The sequence below is a fragment of the Pseudomonas cremoricolorata genome, from assembly GCF_000759535.1.
GTDB lineage: Bacteria > Pseudomonadota > Gammaproteobacteria > Pseudomonadales > Pseudomonadaceae > Aquipseudomonas > Aquipseudomonas cremoricolorata_A.
The window spans coordinates 4,150,885-4,173,163 of sequence record NZ_CP009455.1; the positions used below are offsets into that span (position 1 = coordinate 4,150,885).

The following is a 22,279-nucleotide window of genomic DNA, read 5'->3' on the forward strand; positions in this document are numbered from 1 at the left end:
AGCTGCTATGTCGAAAGCGGCGAGCCGCCCTGAACACTGAACTGCGACTGCTGCCACAGGCTGAACACCCGCTCACGCAACCAGCGGTGCTCGGCTGAGCCATGCAAACGTTGATGCCAGACCACCCAGTAGCGCTGGCTATGGCGAACGAAGCCCAGGCCACGCCAGACCAGCGGATGGCGCTGACACAGCTGTTGGGCGATGTGCTCAGGCACGGTGACCAGCGCCTGGCTGTTACCCACCACCTGCACCGCAGCGCTGAAAAACGGCACCTCCAGGCTGACCCTGCGTTGCAGGCCCTGGGCGCGCAGATGGCGATCGACGAAGCTGTCCTTGTCACCGCCTGCGCAGATGCGCACATGGCGGTAGGCCAGGTAATCGTCCTGGCTCAGCGCATCGACCGCCGCCAGTGGATGCTCGCGGTGCATCAGGCACACCGCACGGTCTTCACCCAGCAGCCGGCCATGCAGGTTGGCGGGCGATTCATCGAACAAGGTGGTGGCAAGGTCGACCTCGCCATTGGCCAGCCACTGGTACTGCCCGGCCTGCCAGCTGCGATAGACCAGCGACACCCCCGGCGCCTCGCGCTCAAGCGCAGCCACCAGCAGCGGCAGCATGTGCTCTGCCACGTAGTCGGACGCCGCCAGGCAAAAGCGCCGCTCGCAGCGCGCCGGGTCGAACGCCGCAGGCTGAGGCAAGGCCTGCAGCGCCAGCAGCACCTCCTGCAACGGCTGCAACAACTGTTCGGCAGTTTCGCTCAGGCCATAGCCGCGTCCCTGGCGCACCAGCAACGGGTCGGCGAAGGCCTGGCGCAGGTGGGTCAGTTGACGGCTGAGTGCCGACTGGCTGCAGCCCAGGCGCAGCGCCGCATGGCTGAGGTTCTTCAGCTGCAGCAGGCATTCCAGGGTACGCAGGTGGGTCAGGCTGAGGGAGGCGAAGGCGGCGTTCATGGGCGCGGGCCGGCAGCCGGGAACGCCTGGCGCTCCCGGCCGGGGGATCAGTCGGTCAGGCCGACATAGACGTTCTGCACGTCGTCGTGGTGGTCGATGGCTTCGAGGAAGGCTTCCACCTCAGCCAGGGCTTCGGCGCCCAGGCTGGCAGCGCTGACCGGATTCTTCGGCGTGTAGCCGATCTTGGCCGAGGTCACGGTGAAGCCGAACTCCGGCAGGGCCTTCTGCACTGCGCCCAGGTCGCTGGTTTCGGTGATGAACAGGGTCGAACCTTCTTCCTCGCCCTCTTCAAAGTCCTGCGCACCGGCTTCGATGGCGGCCAGTTCCGGGTCAGCATCGCCCTCAGGCAACGCTTCGATCAGGCCAACGTGGTTGAAGTCCCAGGCCACCGAGCCGCTGGCGCCGAGCTGGCCTTTGCGGAAAGCCACGCGGATTTCAGCCACGGTGCGGTTGACGTTGTCGGTCAGGCACTCGACGATCAGTGGCACCTGGTGCGGGGCGAAGCCTTCGTAGCTCACTGCGGTGTACTGCACCGCGTCGCCATCGAGGCCCGCACCTTTACGGATTGCGCGCTCCAGCGTCTCGCGGGTCATCGAAGCCTTTTTGGCTTGATCGATAGCCAGGCGCAGGCGCGGGTTCATGTCCGGGTCAGCGCCAGACTTGGCCGCGATCTGAATCTCCTTGGCCAATTTGCCCATGACCTTGCCTTTGGCATTCGCCGCGGCTTCTCTGTGTTTGGCTTTCCACTGTGCGCCCATGTCGACTCTCTATGTTTCAGTGGCCGATTCCGGAAGCGACCGGCCAAGTGCGGTGCAGTTTATACGCCCTCATCGCAGCTTCGACAACCGAGCTGCGGTGCCCGGCGGGCTTCAGCGCGTCGCCACTACAAACAGCCGCGGGAAGGCCAGCAGCACTTTGCCATCACCGACGAGCGGACAGTCGGCGGCAATGGCAGCCAGGTACTGCGCCTCGAACGCCAGCTGCTCGGCTTCATCCAGGCGCGCCAGGTAGGGGCGCAGGGCCGAGCCCTTGAACCATTCCACCACCGCCTGCGCACCGCCTTCGAGGGGATGATGATAGGTGGTGCGCCACACATCGACACGCGAGCACAATGGGCTGAGCAGCTTGTAGTAGAAGCAAGCTGAATGCCGCGCGGGCAAGTGCAGGTCACCGAATCTTTCAGCCCAGGCCGGGCTTGCGGCCAGTGTGCGCAGGTGACGATGGGCCGGCTCTTCGGTGTTGTCGGGCGTCTGCACTGCCAGGCTGCCGCCTTCGTTGAGCTGCTCGAGCAAGTGCGGGTACAGAGTTGCGTGATCGTCCAGCCATTGCAGCGAGGCATTGGCAAGGATCAGGTCCTGGGCTTGGCGGGCGCGCCACTGAGCGATGTCGGCCTGCTCGATGCGTACGCGCGGGATGCTCAGGCGGGGCCGCTGTCGGGCCTTGTCGAGCATGTCCGGGTCGCTGTCGAGCGCGGTGACCTGAGCGTGACCGCAGTGCTGCAGCAAGACCTCGGTGGAGTTACCGGGGCCGCAGCCAAGGTCAGTGGCGTGGCGCACCGGGCGCGGTGGCACAGCGGCCAGCAGGTCGCGCACCGGCCGGGTGCGCTGGTCTTCGAAGCGGGAATACTGAGTGGCAGACCAGGTCATGGCACGGCTCCTTGTGAACGAAGGCGTCAGCATACGGCAGTCGCCCGGCAATGCCAGTCAGTGCTTGAGCAAGCGAATGTTACCGGGGGAAAAATTGCATTCCGTTTCCGCACAACGCTAGGCATAATGGCCGCCCTTGTTGGGGAGTAGCCTGCGCACGGCCATGCCGATGCGCGTTCATGTCAACATTCTCGGCGGCTGCCGTGGCGTGAACATCTCCGGATTGGCGAGACCAACGATGCATCCATGCCTAAGGTCGGGCGTGTGGTTGCGTCGTTGACTCATAGCCCGACCGGATAACCACCGTGAACCCGATATCCCTCATCTTCCTGGCTTTCGCCATGTCCACCGACGCCTTCGCCGCGGCCATCGGCAAGGGCGCCAGCCTGCACAAACCACGTCTGAGCGAGGCCTTGCGCACCGGCCTGATCTTCGGCGTCATCGAAGCCATCACCCCGCTGATCGGCTGGGCCATCGGCCAGGCTGCCGCCGACTACGTACAGAACTGGGACCACTGGATCGCCTTCACCCTGCTTCTGCTGCTTGGCCTGCACATGATCTACAACGGTTTCAAGGACGACCACGAAGAAGCGGAAAAGCCCAACCAGCATGGTTTCCTGATTCTTGCCGTCACCGCCTTCGCCACCAGTATCGATGCCTTGGCCGTGGGCGTGGGCCTGGCCTTCGTCGACGTCAACATCCTGGTCGCGGCCCTGGCCATTGGCCTTGCCACCACGCTGATGGTGACCCTGGGTGTGATGCTCGGCCGCGCCCTGGGGACGGTGGTCGGCAAACGTGCCGAAATCATCGGCGGCGTGGTGCTGATGCTGATCGGTGCGACCATTTTGTATGAGCATCTTTCGGTGCAGTGACGGCCTGGACGCGCAGTCTGCACGCGCGCCTTGCATCGCGTGGCGGGCTGCGTTGCAACGCTTTTCAACTGCCCTCTCGTTGCCGCCCCGATTTGTCGGTATGGTGGCGACACAGAAGGATGTTTTACATGCACAGGAAAGACTTAGATGCCCCAACGCAAAGTCATCAACGCATCCGTCAGCCCCAAAGGCAGCCTCGAGACGCTGTCGCAACGCGAAGTCCAACAACTGAGTGAAATGGGTACCGGTACCCTCTATACCCTGTTCCGCCAGTGCGCCCTGGCCATCCTCAATACCGGCGCCCATGTCGACAACGCCAAGACCATCCTCGAAGCCTACAAGGACTTCGAAGTACGCATTCACCAGCAGGACCGCGGCGTGCGCCTGGAACTGCTCAATGCCCCGGCCGACGCCTTTGTCGACGGCGAGATGATCGCCAGCACCCGGGAAATGCTCTTCAGCGCTCTGCGCGACATCGTCTACACCGAAAGCGAGCTCAACAGCCAGCGCATCGACCTGGAAAGCTCCCAGGGCCTGACCGACTACGTCTTCCACCTGCTGCGCAATGCCCGCACCCTGCGCCCGGGCGTCGAGCCAAAAATGGTGGTGTGCTGGGGCGGTCACTCGATCAGCAACGAGGAATACCAGTACACCAAGAAAGTCGGCCATGAACTGGGCCTGCGCAAGCTCGATATCTGCACCGGCTGCGGCCCGGGGGTGATGAAGGGGCCAATGAAAGGCGCCACCATCGCCCACGCCAAGCAGCGCATGCAGGGCAGCCGTTACCTGGGCCTGACCGAACCGGGGATCATCGCCGCCGAGGCGCCGAACCCGATCGTTAACGAACTGGTGATCCTGCCGGATATCGAGAAACGCCTGGAGGCCTTCGTGCGGGTCGGCCACGGCATCATCATCTTCCCCGGCGGCGCCGGCACGGCCGAGGAATTCCTCTACCTGCTGGGCATCCTCATGCACCCCGACAACGCCTCGCTGCCGTTCCCGGTGGTGCTCACCGGCCCGCGCAGCGCCGAAGCGTTCCTCCAGCAGTTGCACGACTTCGTCGGCGCGACCTTGGGCGAAGACGCCCAGCGCCATTACCAGATCATCATCGACGACCCGGCCGAAGTGGCGCGGCAGATGGTCGAAGGGCTCAAGGCGGTCAAGCAGTTCCGCCGCGAGCGCAACGACGCCTTCCACTTCAACTGGTTGCTGAAAATCGACGAAGGCTTCCAGCACCCCTTCGACCCGACCCACGAAAATATGGCCAGTCTGGCCCTGCGCCGGGAGCTGCCAGCGCACCAGTTGGCCGCCAACCTTCGCCGAGCGTTTTCCGGCATCGTCGCCGGCAACGTCAAGGACAACGGCATTCGCCTGATCGAGAAACACGGCCCTTACCAGATTCGTGGCGACAGTGCCGTGCTCGACCCGCTCGGGCGACTGCTGCAGGCCTTCGTCGATCAGCATCGGATGAAACTGCCCGGCGGCGCGGCGTACGTGCCGTGTTATCAGGTGGTGACCTAAGGCCCCAAGCGCGCGGTCCTGAACCTGTTCACAGGCCAGGACCGCTGCTCGCTCTGCAACATCTCGCAGACTTTTCCTACGCCAAGCGGTGAACCGACCGCAAAAAAAATAGTCTTTCGCTGACGATTGGGCCACCCCGATCGGATCGCGGCCCTCCTCTCGGGCCTTCATTTGCCCAGCTCCAGCGAAGATCGACATGCCTGATTCCCGCCCTGCCTTCTCCGCCCTTCCCGCCCTGCGCGGCGGCCTGCTCGCCGCCCTGGCCTTTCTTGCCGTGCCGGCCCATGCCGAGGAGCCGGCCAGCACCGCCCGCTGGGTCAGCGACAGCCTGACCACCTATGTGCGCAGCGGCCCCACCGACGGTCACCGCATCGTCGGTAACCTCAAGTCCGGGCAGAAAGTCACCTTGCTCAACACCCAGGGCAACTACAGCCAGGTACGCGGCGAGAATGGTGACCAAGTGTGGATTCTGAGCAACGACCTGCAAGCCGTGCCCGGCCAGAACGAACGCCTGCCGCAGCTCGACGCCGAGGTGGCGCAGTTGTCGGAGAAGCTCAAGACCATCGATGACAGCTGGAAGACCCGCGTGCAGGGCATGCAGGAAACCCTCGATTCGCGCAAGGCGCTGGTCGACGAACTGCAGACCCGCAACAGCGCCCTGAGCGAGCAGCTCGAACAGAGCCAGTCGAACTTGCGCGACACCCAGGCACGCCTGGGCGATGAGAACAAGCAGGTGATGATGCGCTACATGGTCTACGGCGGCAGCATCGCCGGCGCCGGCCTGCTGGTCGGCCTGATCCTGCCGGCGCTGACCCGCGGGCGCAAGCGCAACGATCGCTGGTTCTGATCGACTGAACACGAACAGCGACCCACCAAGCCGGCGTTGCCGGCCATCGCGAGTGAACCGCAGCAGCGGACCGTTCGCTCCCGCGATTAGTACCTGTGGGAGCGGCTTGAGCCGCGATGGGCCGCCAGGCGGCCCCAATGCTCCGTATGCACTATCACGATGTTTGCGCGCTGTCTGAGCTGGGCCTGCTGCGCAGGCCATCGCGACTGACGTCGCTCTTACAGGTCGTAGCGCACTGCCAGGCCCAGCGTGCGCGGGGCGCCGACGTCGAGGATGGTGCCGCTGCGGTTGTTGGTGATGTAGTGCTCGTTGAAGGCGTTCTTGATAAAGCCCGACAGCGCGACGTTGCGGGTCAGCATGTACTCGGCGTTGAAGTTGGCCAGCCAGTAGCTGTCGCTGCGCCGCTCTCCGGACACCTTGCCGGCAGCATCGAACTCATACTCCGAAGGCGCGGTGCTCTGGTACACCACATCGGTATTGAGCGTCAGACGCTCGTCCCAACGGTAGGTAGCGCCCACCGAGGCCTTGTAGCGCGGCGAATAGAGGAAATCCTGACCACTGCGGTCACGCCCATCATCGGCAAGAAATGCCTTGTATTTGCCCACCGTGACGGCAGCACCGGCATTGAGCGTCAGTTGCTCGCCGAGGTCTTTTTCGACGAACACTTCCAGCCCCTTGATGTCACTGCGACCGGCATTGAACACGTTCAAGACTTCGTTTTGCGGATCGAGCACGCTGACCTGCTGGTCTTTCCAGTCGGTGTAATACAGGTTGGCGCGGGTACGCAGGGTCTGTTCCATGAAGCTGCCACGGTACGACAGCTCGTAGTTGGTGGTGTATTCCGGGTCATAGGCCTGGTGACCACTGCCGGCGCGCACGTTGACGCCGCCACCACGATAGCCCTTCTGCACCATCACACCGACGAACTGACCTTCGGCCAGCTCGTAGTCAAGGCCAAGCTTGGGCAGCACGGCGCTGAATGATTTGCTGACCTTGGCGGGGCTGGAGATATCGTCGACCGGGATGTCGGTGTCGTTGTTCTCATGGTCGTAGCGCAGGCCCGTGATAAGCGTCCATTGCGGCGCGAAGGTCCAGTTCAGCTCGCCGAACAGCGCCTGGCTATCGATGGTGGTGTCACCTTTGACGCTGGCAAGCAGGCTGTTGTTGTTCAGCAGGCGGTCGTTGAACTCGTTGGTGCTCCGCCCGTAGTAAACCCCAGCAAAGCCTTTGAGCGTGTCGGCGTTGTAGTTCAGGCGCAGTTCCTGGCTGAACAGATCGCCTTGCTGGGTGCGCAAGACCACCTGGTTACGGGTGGCCGACTGGTCGAAGTCAAGGCGCGCGTCGTAGTCGGAGCGGGTATTGGCCGTGAGGCTTGTGATCGACCAGTTATCGTCCAGGCGGTAATCGAGCTTGGCACTGACCGTGTCCTGATCGAGCTTGTCGAAGGCGCGGGTGTTGGAACTCATCTTGTAGAAGCGCACGCGGTCGTTCTCGCGCATTGCGGTGATGTCACCCTTGCGGCTCTCGCCGTGGGCGTAGGTCAGCAGCACGTCGAGGTCTTCATTGGGCACGATCAGCAACTTGCCGCGCACGTTGCTGGTACGGGTGGGGTTGGCGTCATCGTTGCGGAAGGTGTTGTCGATGTAGCCATCGCCCTGCTGGTAATCCACGGCGATGCGGCCTGCGACCTTGTCGTCGATGATCGCGCCGCCTCCGGCCACTGCCGCACCGCGCTCGCCGTAGCTGCCCGTGTTGACCATGGCCGAGAAGCTTGGATCGAAGGTCGGGTTGCGGGTCTGGATGACCACCGCGCCGGCCAGCGAATTACGCCCCTGGGTGGTCGACTGCGGGCCGAGCAACACCTCGACCTGCTCGGTATCCCACAACGGCATGGGGCTCAAGGTCAGGGAGCGGTTGGGCTGTACCGCGCCGTCGACGAACACCGACACCGCACCATTGAGGGTGGCCGGACCCTGGTCATCGAAACCGGACACCGGCACGCCACGGATGCCCCAGTTTTCATTGCCCGCCTGGCTGAACACCCCCGGCGTGCGGGCGAACACATCGACCAGGCTGCTATCGGCCTTCTCGCGTAATTGCTGCTCGGTCACCACGACCACGCTGGATTGGGTTTCTTCCAGCGTGCGGTTGATCTTCTCACCGGTGACCGTGATGGGCGCAAGCTCCATCGCCTGATCCGCCGCCCAACTGGAATGAGTCACGCAAACAGCCGAGCCTACCAGCCATGCAACTGCATTTTTCCTGAACACCAGGTGCCACTCCCCTACGACTGATTATTGATTTTTTTCTTCGTGTCGACCGCTGCGTTGGAGGCAGCGGCGGGAGTCTATACGATGGCAAGATAAAACAGAATGTTACTGATAGGCGATCTCATTAACACCAGTCGGTACGTGCGCACTGAGTGCGCGCCGGGCACCCATCGCTGGCGGGCGCTGCGCTTGTGTGCACCGCCGCCGAGGCGCAGCGTGAGAGGCTCAACCGCGCAGGTTTACGACAGGTCCTGGTTGACCTGATTGATCGCCTGCACCACCTGGCGTGCACCGTGCTTGATATCGCTGATCGAAACCCCGGCCTGCGACGCGTACGACAACCCCAGCACGGCGCTGCTCTGGCTGTTCTCGATATCGACGATGGCCTGGCTGGCCAGGGTCTGGTTCTGCGCTACCACGCCGACGATCTCTTCGGTGGCCTTGCTGGTGCGTGCCGCCAATTGCCTGACCTCATCGGCCACCACCGCAAAGCCGCGGCCCTGCTCGCCTGCGCGCGCAGCCTCGATAGCCGCGTTGAGCGCCAGCAGGTTGGTCTGCGAGGCGATACCGCCGATGGTCTGCACGATCGAGCTGATTACCACCGACTGCTTGCCCAGCGCCTCGATGGTCACCGAGGCCGACTGCATCTGTTGCGACACGTTCTGCATGGTCGACACCGCCTGATCCACCACCGATGCGCCTTCACTGGCGCTGAGATCGGTGCGGGTCGAGACCTCCAGGGCCATCTGTGCGGCACGTTTGATCTCGTTTTCACGTTGCACCTGGTCGGTCACCACCGAGGCGAACTTGACCACGCGGATCAGGTTGCCTTCGGCGTCGTTGACCGGGTTGTAGCTGGCCTCCAGCCACACGTCTCGACCGCGGCTGTCGACGCGCTTGAAGCGTCCGCGCACGTACTGGCCGCTGTTGAGGGTTTTCCAGAAGTCGCTGTAAGCGGGACTTGCCACGTATTCAGCGTCACAGAACAGGCGATGGTGCTTGCCGACCACCTGATTCAGCGAATAGCCCATGCTGTGCAGAAACTGCTCGTTGGCATCGAGCACATTGCCGTTCAGGTCGAACTGAATCGCTGCGGTGGAGCGCAGCAGCGCATCGAGCAGTTCCTGGTTTTCCCGCGCCAGGCTCACCTGAGCCGAGACATCCGAGCCGTAGCCAATCACCTCGCGCAAATTGCCGCGCTCATCACGCATGGGATGCCAGCTCAGGCGCAGCCAGGCCAGTTGGTTACCGGCGCGCAGGAACCGATAGTCATCGCGCACGGCGACACCGTCGGCCACCGCCTTGGCGAAATTGCGAAAGCAGGCAAGCTTCGATACGTAGCCGGGGACCAGCTCGGAGAGGCGCTTGCCCAGCACCTGCGCAGCATCGCTGCCGATCGCTTCGGTGAATGCACGGTTGCATTCGATGACGCGGTAATCGGCATCCAGGCGCAGGAAAATACCTGCCTGCTCCATCAGGCCCAAGAGTTGCTGTACGCGGACCAGTTCGGCCTCGCAGTCGGCCAACATCGCTTTCAGATGCCGATTGAACATGGTTAAGACCTGCTTGTTCTAGAGAATGGGAGCGCAGTCAGGCAACTGCGTGGGTGGTGCCGTACTGAATGAACCAGGCTTCGAACGCGGCGAGCGACATGGGCCGGGCGATGAGAAACCCCTGTGCCTCCGCGCATCCCAGCGCTTGCACGTGATCGAGCTGCTCTGGGGTCTCGACACCCTCGGCCGTGACCTGGTAGCCCAGCTTGATCGCCAGGTCGATCACCGTCTGTACCAGGGTTCGTTCGCGGGCGGAGTCACGCGATTTCTGCACCAGCATGCGGTCGAGCTTGACCACGGTGGCGGGAATTCGACTGAGGTAGATCCAGTTGCTGTAGCCGGTGCCGAAGTCATCGATGGCGATCTCGATAGCGGCATCGCGGGCACGCTGCAATTGCTGCTGGACCACGTCCAGACGCTCGACCAGCATGCTTTCGGTGAACTCAAGCTGCATCCGCGAACTGCACAGGTTGCGCTCGGCAAGCCCGGCGAGCAGTCGATCCATGAATACCGGGCTTTCCAGATCACTGGCCGTGACGTTCATACTCACGCTGAAATCCAGGCCGCGGGTGCGCGCAAGCACATCGAACACCGCATGCATGACCCAGTCGCTGATCAACGGCATCAGCGCAGTCTTTTCCGCCAGAGGAATGAATTCGGCCGGGGAAATGTCGCCCAGGGTCGGATGCCGCCAGCGCAACAGCGCCTCGGCCGAGGCGCAGACCGAGCTGGCAATATCGACCCGCGGTTGCAGGTGCAGCGACAGTTGGTCGTCGCTGCGCAAGGCCTGGCTCAGCGAACTGAGCAGGATGAACGCACGCCGCTGCGCCGCATCGGCCTCCGGCTGATAGCCCGCGCAACGCCGCGATTGCCTGCGCGCCGCATCGGCTGCCCCCACCGCCCGGCGCAGCCACTCCAGGTCAGTGCCATCGCCGTCGCGTTGGTCGATACGGGAAATACCGATACCGACATCCAGCGGTACCGGGATGCCGTGGCAGGTTACCGGCGCCTGCAGTGCGCTGAGCATGCGCGCGCACAGCGCTTGGACATCGAATTCGGCTGGCACCAGGGTGCCGAAGCGCGTGGGACTGATGCGATAGAGCTCCAGGTCGGCGTCGATCTGCTGGGCCAGGCGATCCTTCACTTGCAAGGTCAGGTCATGGGCAAAGTTGTAGCCCAGCGCCTTGACCACGTCATTGAGGCTGGCGGCCTGAATCACGTCGAAGGCCACCAGTGAGACGCCTTCCTGCCTGGCCAGATGATCCTTGACGTCACATTCGAGCTTGATGCGGTTGAGCAGGCCCGTGGGGTGGTCGAGGAAGTTGCGCTGGCGAATGCCGGTGATGATGTGCATCGCCAACTGTGCGAAGCGATCGAGCATCGTCAGTTGTTCAGCCACCATTGCCGGCCGCGCCACCGTGTCGATGATGCAGAAACTGCCAATGGCCAGGCCGTCTTCGATGATCAACGGCGCCCCGCAGTAATAACGAATACCGGGCTCGCCAGTGACCAGCGGGTTGTCGCAGAAACGCGGATCGAGCGAGGCATCGGTGACTTCCAAAGGCCGCGCTTCGAGCAAGGTATGGGCGCAGAACGACACATCTCGCGACGTGGAGTGAGCCGCCAGACCGGTCTTGGCCATGAACCACTGGTGACGCTCGCTGACGATCGACACCAGGCACATCGGCGCGTTGAAGCAGGCACCGGCGAGTTCGACCAGCGCGCGCAGTTCGGCATGTTCCTGGTGCTGGAATACGCACAACTGCGCCACCTGGGCGAGGCGCTTGCGTTCGTTATGAGGAACCGGTGAAAGGTTCATCGCGATCCCCTTCGACGTTTGCCGATGTGCTGAAATTGAGCATTGCAAAACGGCCAGTATTTAGCCATTTCATTGCCATGAATGTTTTCAATGGCCGTGGTGCATGAAATACGCAGTTCAGTGTTCAAGACAGTCGATCCGGCGTCCTCGGTCGAGAGTAACGCGCCAGGGAATTGAGCCATCAGGGCCGCAGCATCGCGCCGCAAGTCGCCTGGGCGGTGGCCAACTGGCCAACCAATGGCATTGAGCCATCAAGCAGACCCGGCTGTTTCATGATCGTTCCCTGACCGCCTGGACAATTTTTTCTTCGGTTCGAATACAGGCTCGCGTTCAGCAATGTTTCGATGCTGAAAACTGGCAATAACGCCTATAAAAAAGGCGCCATTTTAATGCCGTCAAAAATAAGTTCTGCTTGCTGTATCTTTCAGCCCTCGATGAACGCCAGAACATAACTCGCCACATTCATCACTTACCTGCTTTTATCGGCCGCATTGCGCGATTGATAAGGGCGGGTGAATAAACATTCATGTAATTGTCTGTAACGGGTGAAAGACCCTTAATTGCGCTGGATCGATTAGCCGACAGACGCAACGGTTCGATCTCAGCGCGCTCGGGCCGTCGATGCGCAACGTTCCACGGGCACATCACGGCGGGTGCTACTCAGTCGTCCTGTGCCAATGCACACGCCTGCTTTGGCAACAGCAGCGGCGTCACCTGCACGTCATAAAGGCCCCGCGCAGCCAGCACCGGTTCGGCACAGCATACGGGCCTGACATCACTCAATTCCCAGGCCAGCCAGCCAGGCTCGTGGTAGCTGGCGCACGCCGCCGGGATGTCTTGCACCCTGAAAGGCCGAACGGCTTTGACCCGAACGATGGCCACTGCCCGGCCATCGGCGTCCTCATCACCCTCAACGTTCAGGAAACGCCGGTTTTCCACGATCAGCAGGTCTTCATCGGGTTGCAGGTCTGGGGCCCAGCGGCGGATTTCCAGGGTTTTTTCGCCGTTGGCGATGCGTGTACCGCTGGGATGAACGATGGATAGCGCTTTGATGGTGAACTCCTTGTACGGGCGCGGCACTGCGCCACTGCTAGGCTGTTGAGCGACGCATGCTGCTCATCCGACGCTCGCACGTCAACGTCGCCCTCTTCCACGCTCTCCAGCCCTGGACACCTGCATGACTTCAGCGCCGAACCCTAACTCTTTCGATGCAATGACCACTGCCCGCCAGCTCGCTGCGCAGTTCGCCGAAACCGCCCGTGAGCGGGATGTGGCCGGCGGTACGCCCAAGGCCGAGCGCGATGCACTGCGCCAGAGCGGCCTGCTGGCCTTGAGCATTCCCCGCGAACTGGGCGGTCATGGCGCCACCTGGAGTGAAACCCTGGACGTAGTGCGCCAACTGGCCATGGTCGACAGCTCGGTGGCCCACGTATTGGGTTTTCACCACCTGATGCTCGCCACCGTTCGCCTGTTCGCGCAGCCGGCGCAGTGGCAGCCCTGGCTCGCACAAACGGCCGCGCAACACCTGTTCTGGGGCAACGCGCTGAATCCGCTGGACCAGCGCACGGTGGTCGAGGTGATCGATGGCGTGCGCACCTTCAACGGCCAGAAAAGTTTCTGCTCCGGCGCCAGCGACTCACAGATGCTGATTGCCTCGGCCATCGATCGTGCCGCGGGCGGCCGCTTGCTGATCGCCGCCATTCCCACCTCGCGCACGGGCATCACGCTCCACGATGACTGGGACAACATCGGCCAGCGCCAGACCGACAGCGGCAGTGCCAGTTTCGATGCAGTGCGGGTCGAAGACCACGAGCTACTGCTCGACCCCGGCCCGCTGAGCACGCCGTTCGCCTGCCTGCGGCCATTGATCGCGCAGTTGCACTTTACCCACCTGTTTCTGGGCATCGCCGAAGGCGCTTTGGCAGAGGCCCGTCAGTACACCTTGCAACAGAGCCGCCCCTGGCTGCGGGCCAAGGTCGAGCAGGCCAGCGATGACCCCTACGTGCTGCGTCACTACGGCGAATTCTGGGTGGCGCTGGAGGGCGTGCGTCTGTTGGTGCAGCGCGCCGCGCAGCAGCTGGATCAGGCCTGGGCCGAAGGTGAGGCGCTCGGTGCCGAGCAACGTGGGCAACTGGCGGTGTCGATCGCCACGGCCAAGGTCGCGGCTAGCCGCAGCGGGCTGGACATCTGCAACCGCCTTTTTGAAGTCACCGGGGCACGCGCCACCCAGGCTGCGCTACGCCTCGACCGCTACTGGCGCAACCTGCGCGTGCAAACCCTGCATGACCCGCTCGACTACAAACTGCATGAACTGGGCGAGTGGGCCTTGAAACGGGTGCTGCCGACGCCATCTTTCTACAGTTGAGGGCCACCGAAGCCGGGGTATCGAACCGTCCCCTGCGCCAACCGGTCCATTGCTCGTCAGGCTTTCCCACCTTCAGGAGCTATTTCCATGAGCAGTTCCCCCTACGTGCCGCCCAAAGTCTGGCGCAACGACGCCGCGTCCGGCGGCAAGTTCGCCAGCACCAACCGGCCCGTGGCTGGGCCGACCCACGACAAGGACCTGCCCGTCGGCAAGCAGCCGCTGCAGCTGTACTCACTGGCCACGCCCAATGGGGTCAAGGTCACCATCATGCTCGAGGAACTGCTCGCCCTCGGCCACAGCGGGGCCGAGTACGACGCCTGGTTGATCAAGATTGGCGATGGCGATCAGTTCTCCAGCGGCTTCGTCGAGGTCAATCCCAACTCCAAGATCCCCGCCCTGCTCGACCGCAGCGTGGAACCGCCGCTGCGGGTGTTCGAGTCGGGCTCGATCCTACTGCACCTGGCCGAGAAATTCGGTGCACTGCTGCCCAAGGATCTGGCCGCACGCACGGAAACCCTGAACTGGCTGTTCTGGCAGATGGGCTCAGCGCCCTACCTGGGTGGCGGTTTCGGGCATTTCTACGTGTATGCACCGGAGAAAATCGAGTACGCCATCAACCGCTTCACCATGGAGGCCAAGCGCCAACTGGATGTGCTGGAACGGCGTCTGGCGGTCAGTCTCTATCTGGGGGGTGACGACTACAGCATCGCCGATATCGCCGTGTGGTCGTGGTACGGGCAACTGGTGCTCGGTAGGGTATATGACGCCGCAGAGTTTCTCGCGGTCGAAGAGTACCCACACGTTCTGCGCTGGGCCAAGGCCATCGCCGAACGCCCGGCCGTGCAGCGCGGCACCCGGGTCAACCGGCCCTGGGGCGATGAAGCGACCCAGGTGGTCGAGCGTCACAGTGCGGCAGATTTCGATAAGTGACCGAGGGCCGCGTCATGCGGCTCGTGCTGTTCGTTCAAACAATTGGGGCCGCCGAGCGGCCCATCGCGGCTAAAGCCGCTCCCACAGGAGTAGCGTAGATCCCTGTAGGAGCGGCTTCAGCCGCGATGGGCTGCAAAGCAGCCCCAACCAAAGCGGTTTAACTGAACTCCGTGTCACCCCACCAAATGCAGGAAGTGCAGGTGGCGTTCGTAGTGGTCGAGAATATCGCCGATCACTTCATCCTTGGACCAACCCATCACATCATGGTCCTGGCCACCTTCACGCAAATGCACTTCAGCTCGGAAGTATTTACGGTCATCGCCATCGGCATCGCTGGTGACGAAGCTGGGCATGGCATAGGCCTGGGGGCGGATGTGGTAAACGAACGTGTCGTCGCTGGGGCCGACCTTGAGGGTCACCTCACCGTCATCGCCCTGTTCCACCACACACTCATAGCCCTGGCGGCGCCACTCTTCGGCAACCGACTGGCATGCCGGCAGGCCGACATCGCTGATGAAGCGCAGCACGTGCGAGCGCCGCGGGAACATCGCCAGAGTGCGCAGGCGCCGCTGCCAGTTGCTCGCCCCGCGCGAGGACGTGGGTGAAATCGCCAGTGCCTGGTGACGCAGGCCGCGCTTGGTGGCATCGAGTTTCAGCGCCTTGAGCAACCCACGCATGCTGAACAACAGGGCGATAGTGAACGGCAATGCGCTGGCGATGGTGGCGGTCTGCAACGCTTTCAAGCCGTCTGCCAGCAGCAGCGCGATCGCCACCAAGCCCATGCTCGAAGCCCAGAAGATGCGCTGGCGCACCGGTGTGTTTTCCTGCCCACCCGAGGCGAGCATGTCCACCACCATGGCGCCAGAGTCGGCCGAGGTGACGAAGAACACCACGACCATGACGATCGCCAGGGTGCTGATAGCGCTGGAGAACGGGAAATGTTCGAGGAAGGCGAATAACGCCAGTGAAGTGTCCTTGTCCACCGCCTGAGCCAGGTCGGTGAAGCCCTGGTCGAGGATCATGTGGATGGCGGTGTTACCGAACACGGTCATCCACAGCAGGGTGAAACCGGTCGGCACCAGCAGTACACCGGTGACGAACTCACGGATGGTCCGGCCGCGGGAAATCCGCGCGATGAACAGGCCGACGAAGGGCGACCAGGCCAGCCACCAGCCCCAGTAGAACAGCGTCCAGCCGCCGATCCAGTCGCTCTGCTGGTAGGCGTTGAGGTTCATGGTGCGGCTGACGATCTCGCCCAGGTAGCCGCCGGTGTTCTGCACGAAGGTCTGGAAGATCAGCACGGTCGGGCCGAGGATCACCACCATCAGCAGCAACAGCACGGCAAGGCCGAGGTTGAGCTCGGACAGGCGACGAATGCCTTTGTCCAGGCCGGATACTACCGACAGCGTAGCGAGGAAGGTGGTACCGATGATCAACGCGATCTGGATCGGAATCGAAACCGGAACGTCGAACAGCGCATTCAGGCCGGTGTTGATCTGCGAAACGCCAAAGCCCAGCGAGGTCGCCACGCCAAACACCGTGCCGATAATGGCGAAGATGTCCACGGCATGGCCGATGGGGCCATAGATGCGCTCACCGATCAGCGGGTACAGCGCCGAACGCAAGGTCAGCGGCAGGCCGTGGCGGAAGCTGAAGTAGGCCAGGATCAACGCCACGATGGCGTAGATGGCCCAGGCATGCAGCCCCCAATGGAAGAAGGTGATACGCATCGCCTCTCCCGCAGCTTGCACCGTACCGCCATCACCGAACGGCGGTTTGGCGAAGTGCATCACAGGTTCGGCAACGCCGAAGAACATCAGGCCAATACCCATGCCTGCGGAGAACAGCATGGCGAACCAGGTCATGCTGCTGAAATCGGGCGTGCTGTGGTCAGGTCCGAGCTTGATGTCGCCATAGCGACTCAACCCCAGAAACACCACCGTGCCCAGAATGATTGCCACGGCCAGGATATAGAACCAGCTGACGTTGCCGATGATCCAGCCCTGAATGTCGGCGAACAGCGCCTGGGCGTGGGTCTGGAAGACGCTGGCGTAGAGCACCAGCACCAACAGCAGAAAAGCCGAGATCCAAAAGACGGGCGGGTTGATGCTGGCGGGTTTTTCCTGGTCGGGCTTTGTCGGCATACACGTGAAACTCCTGCTGCGCGTCTGGCTGACGCTTTTATGAAAACTAGCGTAACCCTGACCCATTTAGCTGGCGAGGGTTCGCAATGATAAACGCCGCTTTGAGAAAAACCCCAGTCGCTCATGGGTCTTGAACGTCGAGCGTGCCGACCAAGGCACTATGTAGTGAATGTTAATTTCCACTACAAAACTATTGACGGCGTGTTTTGCCCTTGGGCATGATTGGGCCGTCTCCCTGATCGGGGACGGTGGCACGGGTATTCCAGGCGGCTTGCGCGGTAACGCACGCCGTCTCTGGAGCGGGAACTGTCCAAAAGACAGCGTGAGAAAGCCCCTGTTGCAATGCTGCGTAGCAGCTTTGGAAGTGCGCTACACCACGTGGCGCCAAGTCTGAACGACACCGACAATGGGTAATGGGGGCTTTATGATGAACCTGAACGACAAACCGACTATCGATCAATTGGCCCAGCTGTTCGCCGCGCGCAAAGACAGCCTGGACGACCATCTGCTGTGGCTCAGCCAGTCCGGCGAAGTTCGCCTCGACCGTCTGCCACCTAACTCCGCCGTCGATGATTGCCTCCAACACCTGCCCAGCATGCGCGCCCGCTTCAAGGTGTACCGCCGCGGCCAGGGCTTCGTCGGCAAGAAGGCGGCTGCCGACACCGAGTTCGTCGCCCGGGTGCTGCAGACCCTGCAACAGGAATGGCCTGCTGCCCGCGAGCGTGATGCGGTGAAGGTGATCGAACCAATCGAATGATCTGCCCTGCATGAACACAACGCCCGGCGATCCTGCCGGGCGTTGTCGTTTTAACCCTTCAGGCGCGCAAGCGTTTGCTCGGCAGGGGTTCTGCGGCGGTGGCCAGGGCTCGCGCACGGTTGACGCCCCAGACCATGGCGCGGGTCATGCTCTCGCCGGGGCGCTGGCGGTGGTATTCCTCATGGATCGCCCTGCCCTCACGGCTGTACAGGCCCAGAAACAGCTGGGTGGCCCCCAGACGAGAAAGACGCACCTGCACATCGAACGATGTGCCATCGCTCAGCGCTTCGTCGTGACAGCGGCTGTGCAGATTGGCATCGGCCCATTGCCAGTAGACATCTTCCCTGACTCGCATGGCATTTTCCCTCGGCATTGTTGAAATGCCCTACAGAAAACCATACAAGCCCTGACTCAACGAGCCTTAACCACCGATACGCTGCGCCGGATCAAGCAATCGGCGAAAAAAGCCACCGTCCAGCGCACGATCCGCCGCTGCAGCGTGCCTCAGGCGGCACGCCCTGCCCTGCCACTCAGACGCTGCCCTAGCCGCGCGCCGAACACATTGATCAACAGCCCCAGCATTACCAGGGCCGCGCCCCAGCATTGCAGCGTGCTCAGCCGTTCGCCGAGCAGCACCGCCGAAGAGCTCAGGCCAATCACCGGCACCAGTAGAGAAAAGGGCGCGACCTTGCCCGCCGGATGGCGCGACAGCAACGTGCTCCACAGGCTGTAACCGACCATGGTGGCAATGAACGCCAGGTAGGCCAGCGCCAGCACGGAGTTGAGCGAGATGTTCAGCAGCGCATGGCTGATCGCCTCGGGGCCTTCCAGCCACCACGACAGGGCCAGGAATGGCAGCGGCGGAATCAGGCCGCCCCAGATCACCAGCGCCACCAGGTCGACCTTGCCGAAGCGCCGAGTGATGATGTTGCCCAGTCCCCACATGGCGCCGCCGCACAAGGTCAGCAGCAGCGCGATCAACGGCACATGGCTGCTGTCTTCGCTGCCGATCACCGCCAGGCCTGCGGCGGCCACCAGCAGACCCAGCACGCTGGCCACGCGCAGGCGCTCGCCCAGAAACAGCGCAGCGAAGCCCAGGGTGAAGAACGCCTGCGACTGCAGCACCAGTGATGCCAGCCCCGGCGGCATGCCGCTGTACATGGCCTGGAACAGAAAGGCGAATTGCCCCAGCGAGATGGTGGCACCATAGGCGATCAGCCAGCGCCACGGCAGCTTGGGTCGTTTGACCAGCAGCACGGCAGGAAACGCCACCAGCAAAAAACGCAGGGCGCCCAGCAGCATGGGAGGCAGCCCGTCCAGTCCCACCTTGATGACCACGAAGTTGACTCCCCATGCAACGATCACCACCAGGGCGATCAGCAGGTCCTTGAGCGGCATCTGGGCTTTTCCTTGTACTCACGGTTATAGAAATATTTCGAAACAGCATAAACCGATCGGCCTTTCCCCGCCCGCAACAGTTTTCTGTTGTGGCGGCGCAACAGTCGAGCCCGCAGCACAGAGCGCCTGTCACCTGCAATTCACAAGACCGTCGTAATCTGCGGCGCACCCATTCGTCTCCAGGTTGACCTGCATGCTGCGCCGCCTCGTCATGCTGTGCATGCTGCTTCCCGCCCTGGCCTGGACGGGCCCGACGCAGCTCCGTATCCAGGGCTCCAACACCATCGGCTCCGCCCTGGCTCCGGCACTGGTGCAGGCCTGGCTACGCGCGCAAGGGGCGACGGCAATCGATCAGAAGGCCGGCCACAGCGTTAATGAGTGGATTATCAGCGGCACCGACACCAGCGGTCGTACGCTACGGATCGACCTCGGTGCCCACGGCACGCGAACCGGATTCAGCGCCCTGGCTGCAGGCGCCGCCGACCTGGTGACCGCCTCGCGACCGATCAATGACGATGAAGCCCAGGCCTTGCAGGCACTGGGCGACCTGCGTGCAGCCGCGAGCGAGCAGATCATCGGACTCGATGGCGTGGCGATCATCGTCCACCCCGACAATCCGCTGACCCGGCTGAGCATCGAGCAACTGGCCCAGGTGTTTTCCGGTCAGGTGCAGCGCTGGGAGCAGCTCGGCGTGCGCGGAGGCGAGATTCATGTGTATGCGCGTGATGAACGCTCCGGCACCTTCGATACCTTCGCCAGCCTGGTCCTGCAGCCTGCGCAGCTTCAACTGGCCCGCACGGCGACGCGTTTCGAGTCCGCCGATGCCCTCACGGCACAGGTCGCCCGCGACCGCCATGCGATTGGTTTCAGCGGCTTGGCCTCGGTGCACGGCGTGCGCACCCTGGCGATCGCGGCCGGCGATGCGCCCGCCCTTCTGCCCAGCAGAGCACTGGTCGCCAGCGAAGACTATCCGCTGTCGCGGCGCTTGTACTTCTATCTACCCCAGCCAGCCAAGGCCGACGCAGGCGCACTGGCCGACTTCACCCAAAGCGCCGCAGGACAGGCCATCGTCGCCGCCTACGGCTTCGTCTCACAGCAGATCCAAGCCCTACCAGTGGCCATGCACCGCAACCAGCCGCCGGCCTATGCCGAGCTGGCGCAGCACGCCAGACGCCTGAGCGTGAGCCTGCGCTTCCAGCCCGGCAGCGCGCAGTTGGACAACAAGGCACTGCGCGATGTCCAGCGCATCGCCAGCTATCTGGACAGTACCGGCAAGCTGCGCGGACGTGCGGTCGTGCTGGGTTTCGGCGACCGCAAGGAAACCCCAGGTCGCGCCGCCCTGCTGTCGCGCCTGCGGGCACTGGCGGTGCGCCGCGAACTGGCTCGACATGGCGTCGAGACCCTGCAGGTCGAGGGCTTGGGTGAGCAGCTGCCAGTGGCCGGCAATCAGCACGCGCAGGACCGCCTGCGCAACCGCCGGGTCGAGGTGTGGGTTTACTGAGCCGGCAACTGGCTCAGGGCGCGACACCTTCTACAATGATGACCTCAGCCTGCGCCGCGCCCTGGCGATGGCCACAGGCCTCCTGGTACTCGGCTGAGCGATAGCAGGCCAGGGCCTGCTCGTAGGAGTCGAATTCGATCACCACGCTACGCTGGGGTGTCGGCCGTCCTTCCAGCGCTTCGCTGCGCCCGCCCCGCGCGAGGAAACGCCCGCCGTACTGGCTGAACGCAGCCGGCGCGCGCTGGGTGTACTGCTGGTACTGCTGGGGGTCGGTGACATCGACATGGGCAATCCAGTACGCCTTCATCTGCACTCTCCACTCAAAGGAATCTGTGTATGATGGTATACCATAATAATCACCCGTAGACAGTGAGTGTGCACCATGGCTTTCAACAGCATCGAAGAGCTCCTAGAGGACTACCGCCAAGGCAGGATGGTCTTGCTGGTGGATGACGAAGACCGGGAAAACGAAGGCGACCTGTTGATTGCCGCCGAGCGCTGTGATGCCCATGCAATCAACTTCATGGCCCGCGAAGCCCGCGGGCTGATCTGTCTGACCCTGACCGACGACCACTGCCAGCGTCTGGGCCTGGAACAGATGGTACCGGCCAACGGCAGCGTGTTCAGCACCGCGTTCACGGTGTCCATCGAAGCCGCCAGCGGCGTCACCACCGGCATCTCCGCCGCCGACCGGGCGCGCACCGTGGCCGCCGCGATGGCCGCCGACGCCCGCCCGGAAGACTTGGTGCAACCCGGGCACATCTTTCCGCTGCGCGCCCGTGAAGGCGGCGTGCTCAACCGCGCCGGGCATACCGAAGCCGGCTGCGACCTGGCGCGCCTGGCCGGTTTCACCCCGGCTTCGGTGATCGTCGAGGTGCTCAACGACGACGGCACCATGGCCCGCCGCCCCGACCTGGAAGTCTTCGCCGCGCGCCACGGCATCAAGATCGGCACCATCGCCGACCTCATTCACTACCGCCTGAGCACCGAGCAGACCATCAAGCGCATCGGCGAGCGCGAGCTGCCCACCGTGCACGGCACCTTCCGCCTGGTCAGCTACGAGGACCGCATCGAGGGCGGCGTGCACATGGCGATGGTCATGGGCGACATCCGCCGCGAGCAACCGACCCTGGTGCGCGTGCACGTGATCGACCCGCTGCGCGACCTGGTCGGCGCCGAGTATGCCGGGCCGGCCAACTGGACGCTGTGGGCGGCGCTGGAGAAGGTCGCCAGCGAAGGCACCGGGGTGGTGGTGATCCTTGCCAACCACGAATCCTCCCAGGCCCTGCTGGAACGCATTCCGCAGTTGACCCAACCGGTACGTCCTTACCAGCGCGGGCAATCGAAGGTGTATTCGGAAGTCGGCACCGGCGCGCAGATCCTGCAAGACCTGGGCGTCGGCAAACTGCGTCACCTCGGCCCGCCCCTCAAGTACGCAGGCCTGGCCGGCTATGAGCTGGAAGTGGTGCAGAGCATCCCGTTCGAGCCGCAGGCGTAGGCACGCGCCACCGGCCATTACACGTTGTCACCGAGTGATGGCCGGTCGCCTGCTCCTACTTGCCAAAATCTTGGAATACCATAATATGATATTCCGTAGACCTTAATACCTGCCCCACCGCTTGACCCCGGATTTCCGGTGCTGCACCTGCTGCAAAGCTGCTCCCCGAACACGATTGGCGGGCACACATTCCAGCCTGCCTCGAATA

19 protein-coding genes, 1 pseudogene and 1 riboswitch are annotated in these 22,279 nt (G+C 63.1%); of the genes and pseudogenes, 8 read left to right on the forward strand and 12 right to left on the reverse strand.

Annotated features, from left to right (window positions below):
- Positions 1-5 precede the first annotated feature (5 nt).
- The 3 genes from LK03_RS18825 to tam all read right to left on the reverse strand — a co-directional run bounded on the left by LK03_RS18825 (position 6) and on the right by tam (position 2,596).
- A complete protein-coding gene (locus LK03_RS18825) occupies positions 6-950 on the reverse strand; it encodes a LysR family transcriptional regulator (RefSeq protein ID WP_038414008.1) in 945 nt (314 codons plus the stop codon).
- 47 nt (positions 951-997) lie between these two features.
- Positions 998-1,708: a YebC/PmpR family DNA-binding transcriptional regulator gene (locus LK03_RS18830; protein WP_038414009.1), complete on the reverse strand. Its 711-nt coding sequence runs from the start codon at positions 1,706-1,708 to the stop codon at positions 998-1,000.
- A 111-nt stretch (positions 1,709-1,819) separates the two neighbouring features.
- Positions 1,820-2,596 carry a trans-aconitate 2-methyltransferase gene (gene tam / locus LK03_RS18835; protein WP_038414010.1) on the reverse strand — a complete coding sequence of 259 codons (777 nt, stop codon included), beginning with the start codon at positions 2,594-2,596 and terminating at the stop codon, positions 1,820-1,822.
- Between the two features lie 134 nt (positions 2,597-2,730).
- Positions 2,731-2,894, forward strand: a riboswitch (yybP-ykoY riboswitch).
- Between the two features lie 7 nt (positions 2,895-2,901).
- Here tam and mntP point away from each other — a divergent pair.
- The 3 genes from mntP to LK03_RS18850 all read left to right on the forward strand — a co-directional run bounded on the left by mntP (position 2,902) and on the right by LK03_RS18850 (position 5,836).
- Positions 2,902-3,468 carry a manganese efflux pump MntP gene (gene mntP / locus LK03_RS18840; protein WP_038414011.1) on the forward strand — a complete coding sequence of 189 codons (567 nt, stop codon included), beginning with the start codon at positions 2,902-2,904 and terminating at the stop codon, positions 3,466-3,468.
- 147 nt (positions 3,469-3,615) lie between these two features.
- On the forward strand, positions 3,616-4,989 hold the full coding sequence (gene ppnN, locus LK03_RS18845) for a nucleotide 5'-monophosphate nucleosidase PpnN (protein ID WP_038414012.1): 1,374 nt from the start codon (positions 3,616-3,618) through the stop codon (positions 4,987-4,989).
- Positions 4,990-5,185: 196 nt separating this feature from the next.
- On the forward strand, positions 5,186-5,836 hold the full coding sequence (locus tag LK03_RS18850) for a TIGR04211 family SH3 domain-containing protein (RefSeq protein ID WP_038414013.1): 651 nt from the start codon (positions 5,186-5,188) through the stop codon (positions 5,834-5,836).
- 218 nt (positions 5,837-6,054) lie between these two features.
- Here the strand turns inward: LK03_RS18850 and LK03_RS18855 are convergent, their stop codons facing one another.
- The 5 genes and pseudogenes from LK03_RS18855 to LK03_RS18870 form a co-directional block, all read right to left on the reverse strand.
- Positions 6,055-8,109 carry a TonB-dependent receptor gene (locus LK03_RS18855; protein WP_038414014.1) on the reverse strand — a complete coding sequence of 685 codons (2,055 nt, stop codon included), beginning with the start codon at positions 8,107-8,109 and terminating at the stop codon, positions 6,055-6,057.
- A gap of 236 nt (positions 8,110-8,345) precedes the next feature.
- Positions 8,346-8,852 (reverse strand): methyl-accepting chemotaxis protein, encoded by a 507-nt coding sequence (locus LK03_RS22960; RefSeq protein WP_240478677.1) that lies wholly within the window; start codon positions 8,850-8,852, stop codon positions 8,346-8,348.
- Between the two features lie 30 nt (positions 8,853-8,882).
- Positions 8,883-9,659, reverse strand: a pseudogene (locus LK03_RS22965) (PAS domain-containing protein); the annotation flags it as partial.
- 37 nt (positions 9,660-9,696) lie between these two features.
- Positions 9,697-11,478 carry a bifunctional diguanylate cyclase/phosphodiesterase gene (locus LK03_RS18865; protein WP_038414016.1) on the reverse strand — a complete coding sequence of 594 codons (1,782 nt, stop codon included), beginning with the start codon at positions 11,476-11,478 and terminating at the stop codon, positions 9,697-9,699.
- 660 nt (positions 11,479-12,138) lie between these two features.
- On the reverse strand, positions 12,139-12,558 hold the full coding sequence (locus LK03_RS18870; RefSeq protein WP_240478625.1) for an ASCH domain-containing protein: 420 nt from the start codon (positions 12,556-12,558) through the stop codon (positions 12,139-12,141).
- Positions 12,559-12,655: 97 nt separating this feature from the next.
- On the opposite strand from LK03_RS18870, the gene LK03_RS18875 reads away from it, so the two are divergent.
- On the forward strand, positions 12,656-13,843 hold the full coding sequence (locus tag LK03_RS18875) for an acyl-CoA dehydrogenase family protein (RefSeq protein ID WP_038414017.1): 1,188 nt from the start codon (positions 12,656-12,658) through the stop codon (positions 13,841-13,843).
- A gap of 87 nt (positions 13,844-13,930) precedes the next feature.
- Positions 13,931-14,773, forward strand: coding sequence for a glutathione-dependent disulfide-bond oxidoreductase (yghU, locus tag LK03_RS18880; protein WP_038414018.1), 843 nt, complete (start codon positions 13,931-13,933; stop codon positions 14,771-14,773).
- 173 nt (positions 14,774-14,946) lie between these two features.
- Here yghU and LK03_RS18885 read toward each other — a convergent pair whose 3' ends face one another.
- Entirely contained in the window at positions 14,947-16,917 is a 1,971-nt protein-coding gene (locus tag LK03_RS18885; RefSeq protein ID WP_038414019.1) for a BCCT family transporter, read from the reverse strand.
- A 424-nt stretch (positions 16,918-17,341) separates the two neighbouring features.
- Here LK03_RS18885 and LK03_RS18890 point away from each other — a divergent pair, with 424 nt between their 5' ends.
- Complete coding sequence (locus LK03_RS18890; protein ID WP_038414020.1) at positions 17,342-17,674, forward strand: hypothetical protein; 333 nt, start codon at positions 17,342-17,344, stop codon at positions 17,672-17,674.
- Between the two features lie 58 nt (positions 17,675-17,732).
- Here the strand turns inward: LK03_RS18890 and LK03_RS18895 are convergent, their stop codons facing one another.
- Both LK03_RS18895 and LK03_RS18900 read right to left on the reverse strand, forming a co-directional pair.
- Positions 17,733-18,029, reverse strand: a complete 297-nt coding sequence (locus tag LK03_RS18895) for a hypothetical protein (RefSeq protein ID WP_038414021.1) — start codon at positions 18,027-18,029, stop codon at positions 17,733-17,735.
- A gap of 149 nt (positions 18,030-18,178) precedes the next feature.
- The gene (locus LK03_RS18900; RefSeq protein ID WP_038414022.1) at positions 18,179-19,072 is read right to left on the reverse strand and encodes an EamA family transporter; all 894 of its coding nucleotides are present in this window, start codon (positions 19,070-19,072) and stop codon (positions 18,179-18,181) included.
- A gap of 193 nt (positions 19,073-19,265) precedes the next feature.
- Here LK03_RS18900 and LK03_RS18905 point away from each other — a divergent pair, with 193 nt between their 5' ends.
- A complete protein-coding gene (locus tag LK03_RS18905) occupies positions 19,266-20,573 on the forward strand; it encodes a phosphate ABC transporter substrate-binding/OmpA family protein (RefSeq protein WP_038414023.1) in 1,308 nt (435 codons plus the stop codon).
- Between the two features lie 13 nt (positions 20,574-20,586).
- On the opposite strand, the gene LK03_RS18910 is transcribed toward LK03_RS18905, so the two are convergent.
- Positions 20,587-20,880, reverse strand: coding sequence for a DUF1330 domain-containing protein (locus LK03_RS18910; RefSeq protein WP_038414024.1), 294 nt, complete (start codon positions 20,878-20,880; stop codon positions 20,587-20,589).
- 75 nt (positions 20,881-20,955) lie between these two features.
- On the opposite strand from LK03_RS18910, the gene ribBA reads away from it, so the two are divergent.
- Positions 20,956-22,071 carry a bifunctional 3,4-dihydroxy-2-butanone-4-phosphate synthase/GTP cyclohydrolase II gene (gene ribBA, locus LK03_RS18915; protein WP_038414025.1) on the forward strand — a complete coding sequence of 372 codons (1,116 nt, stop codon included), beginning with the start codon at positions 20,956-20,958 and terminating at the stop codon, positions 22,069-22,071.
- The last annotated feature ends 208 nt before the right edge of the window (positions 22,072-22,279 follow it).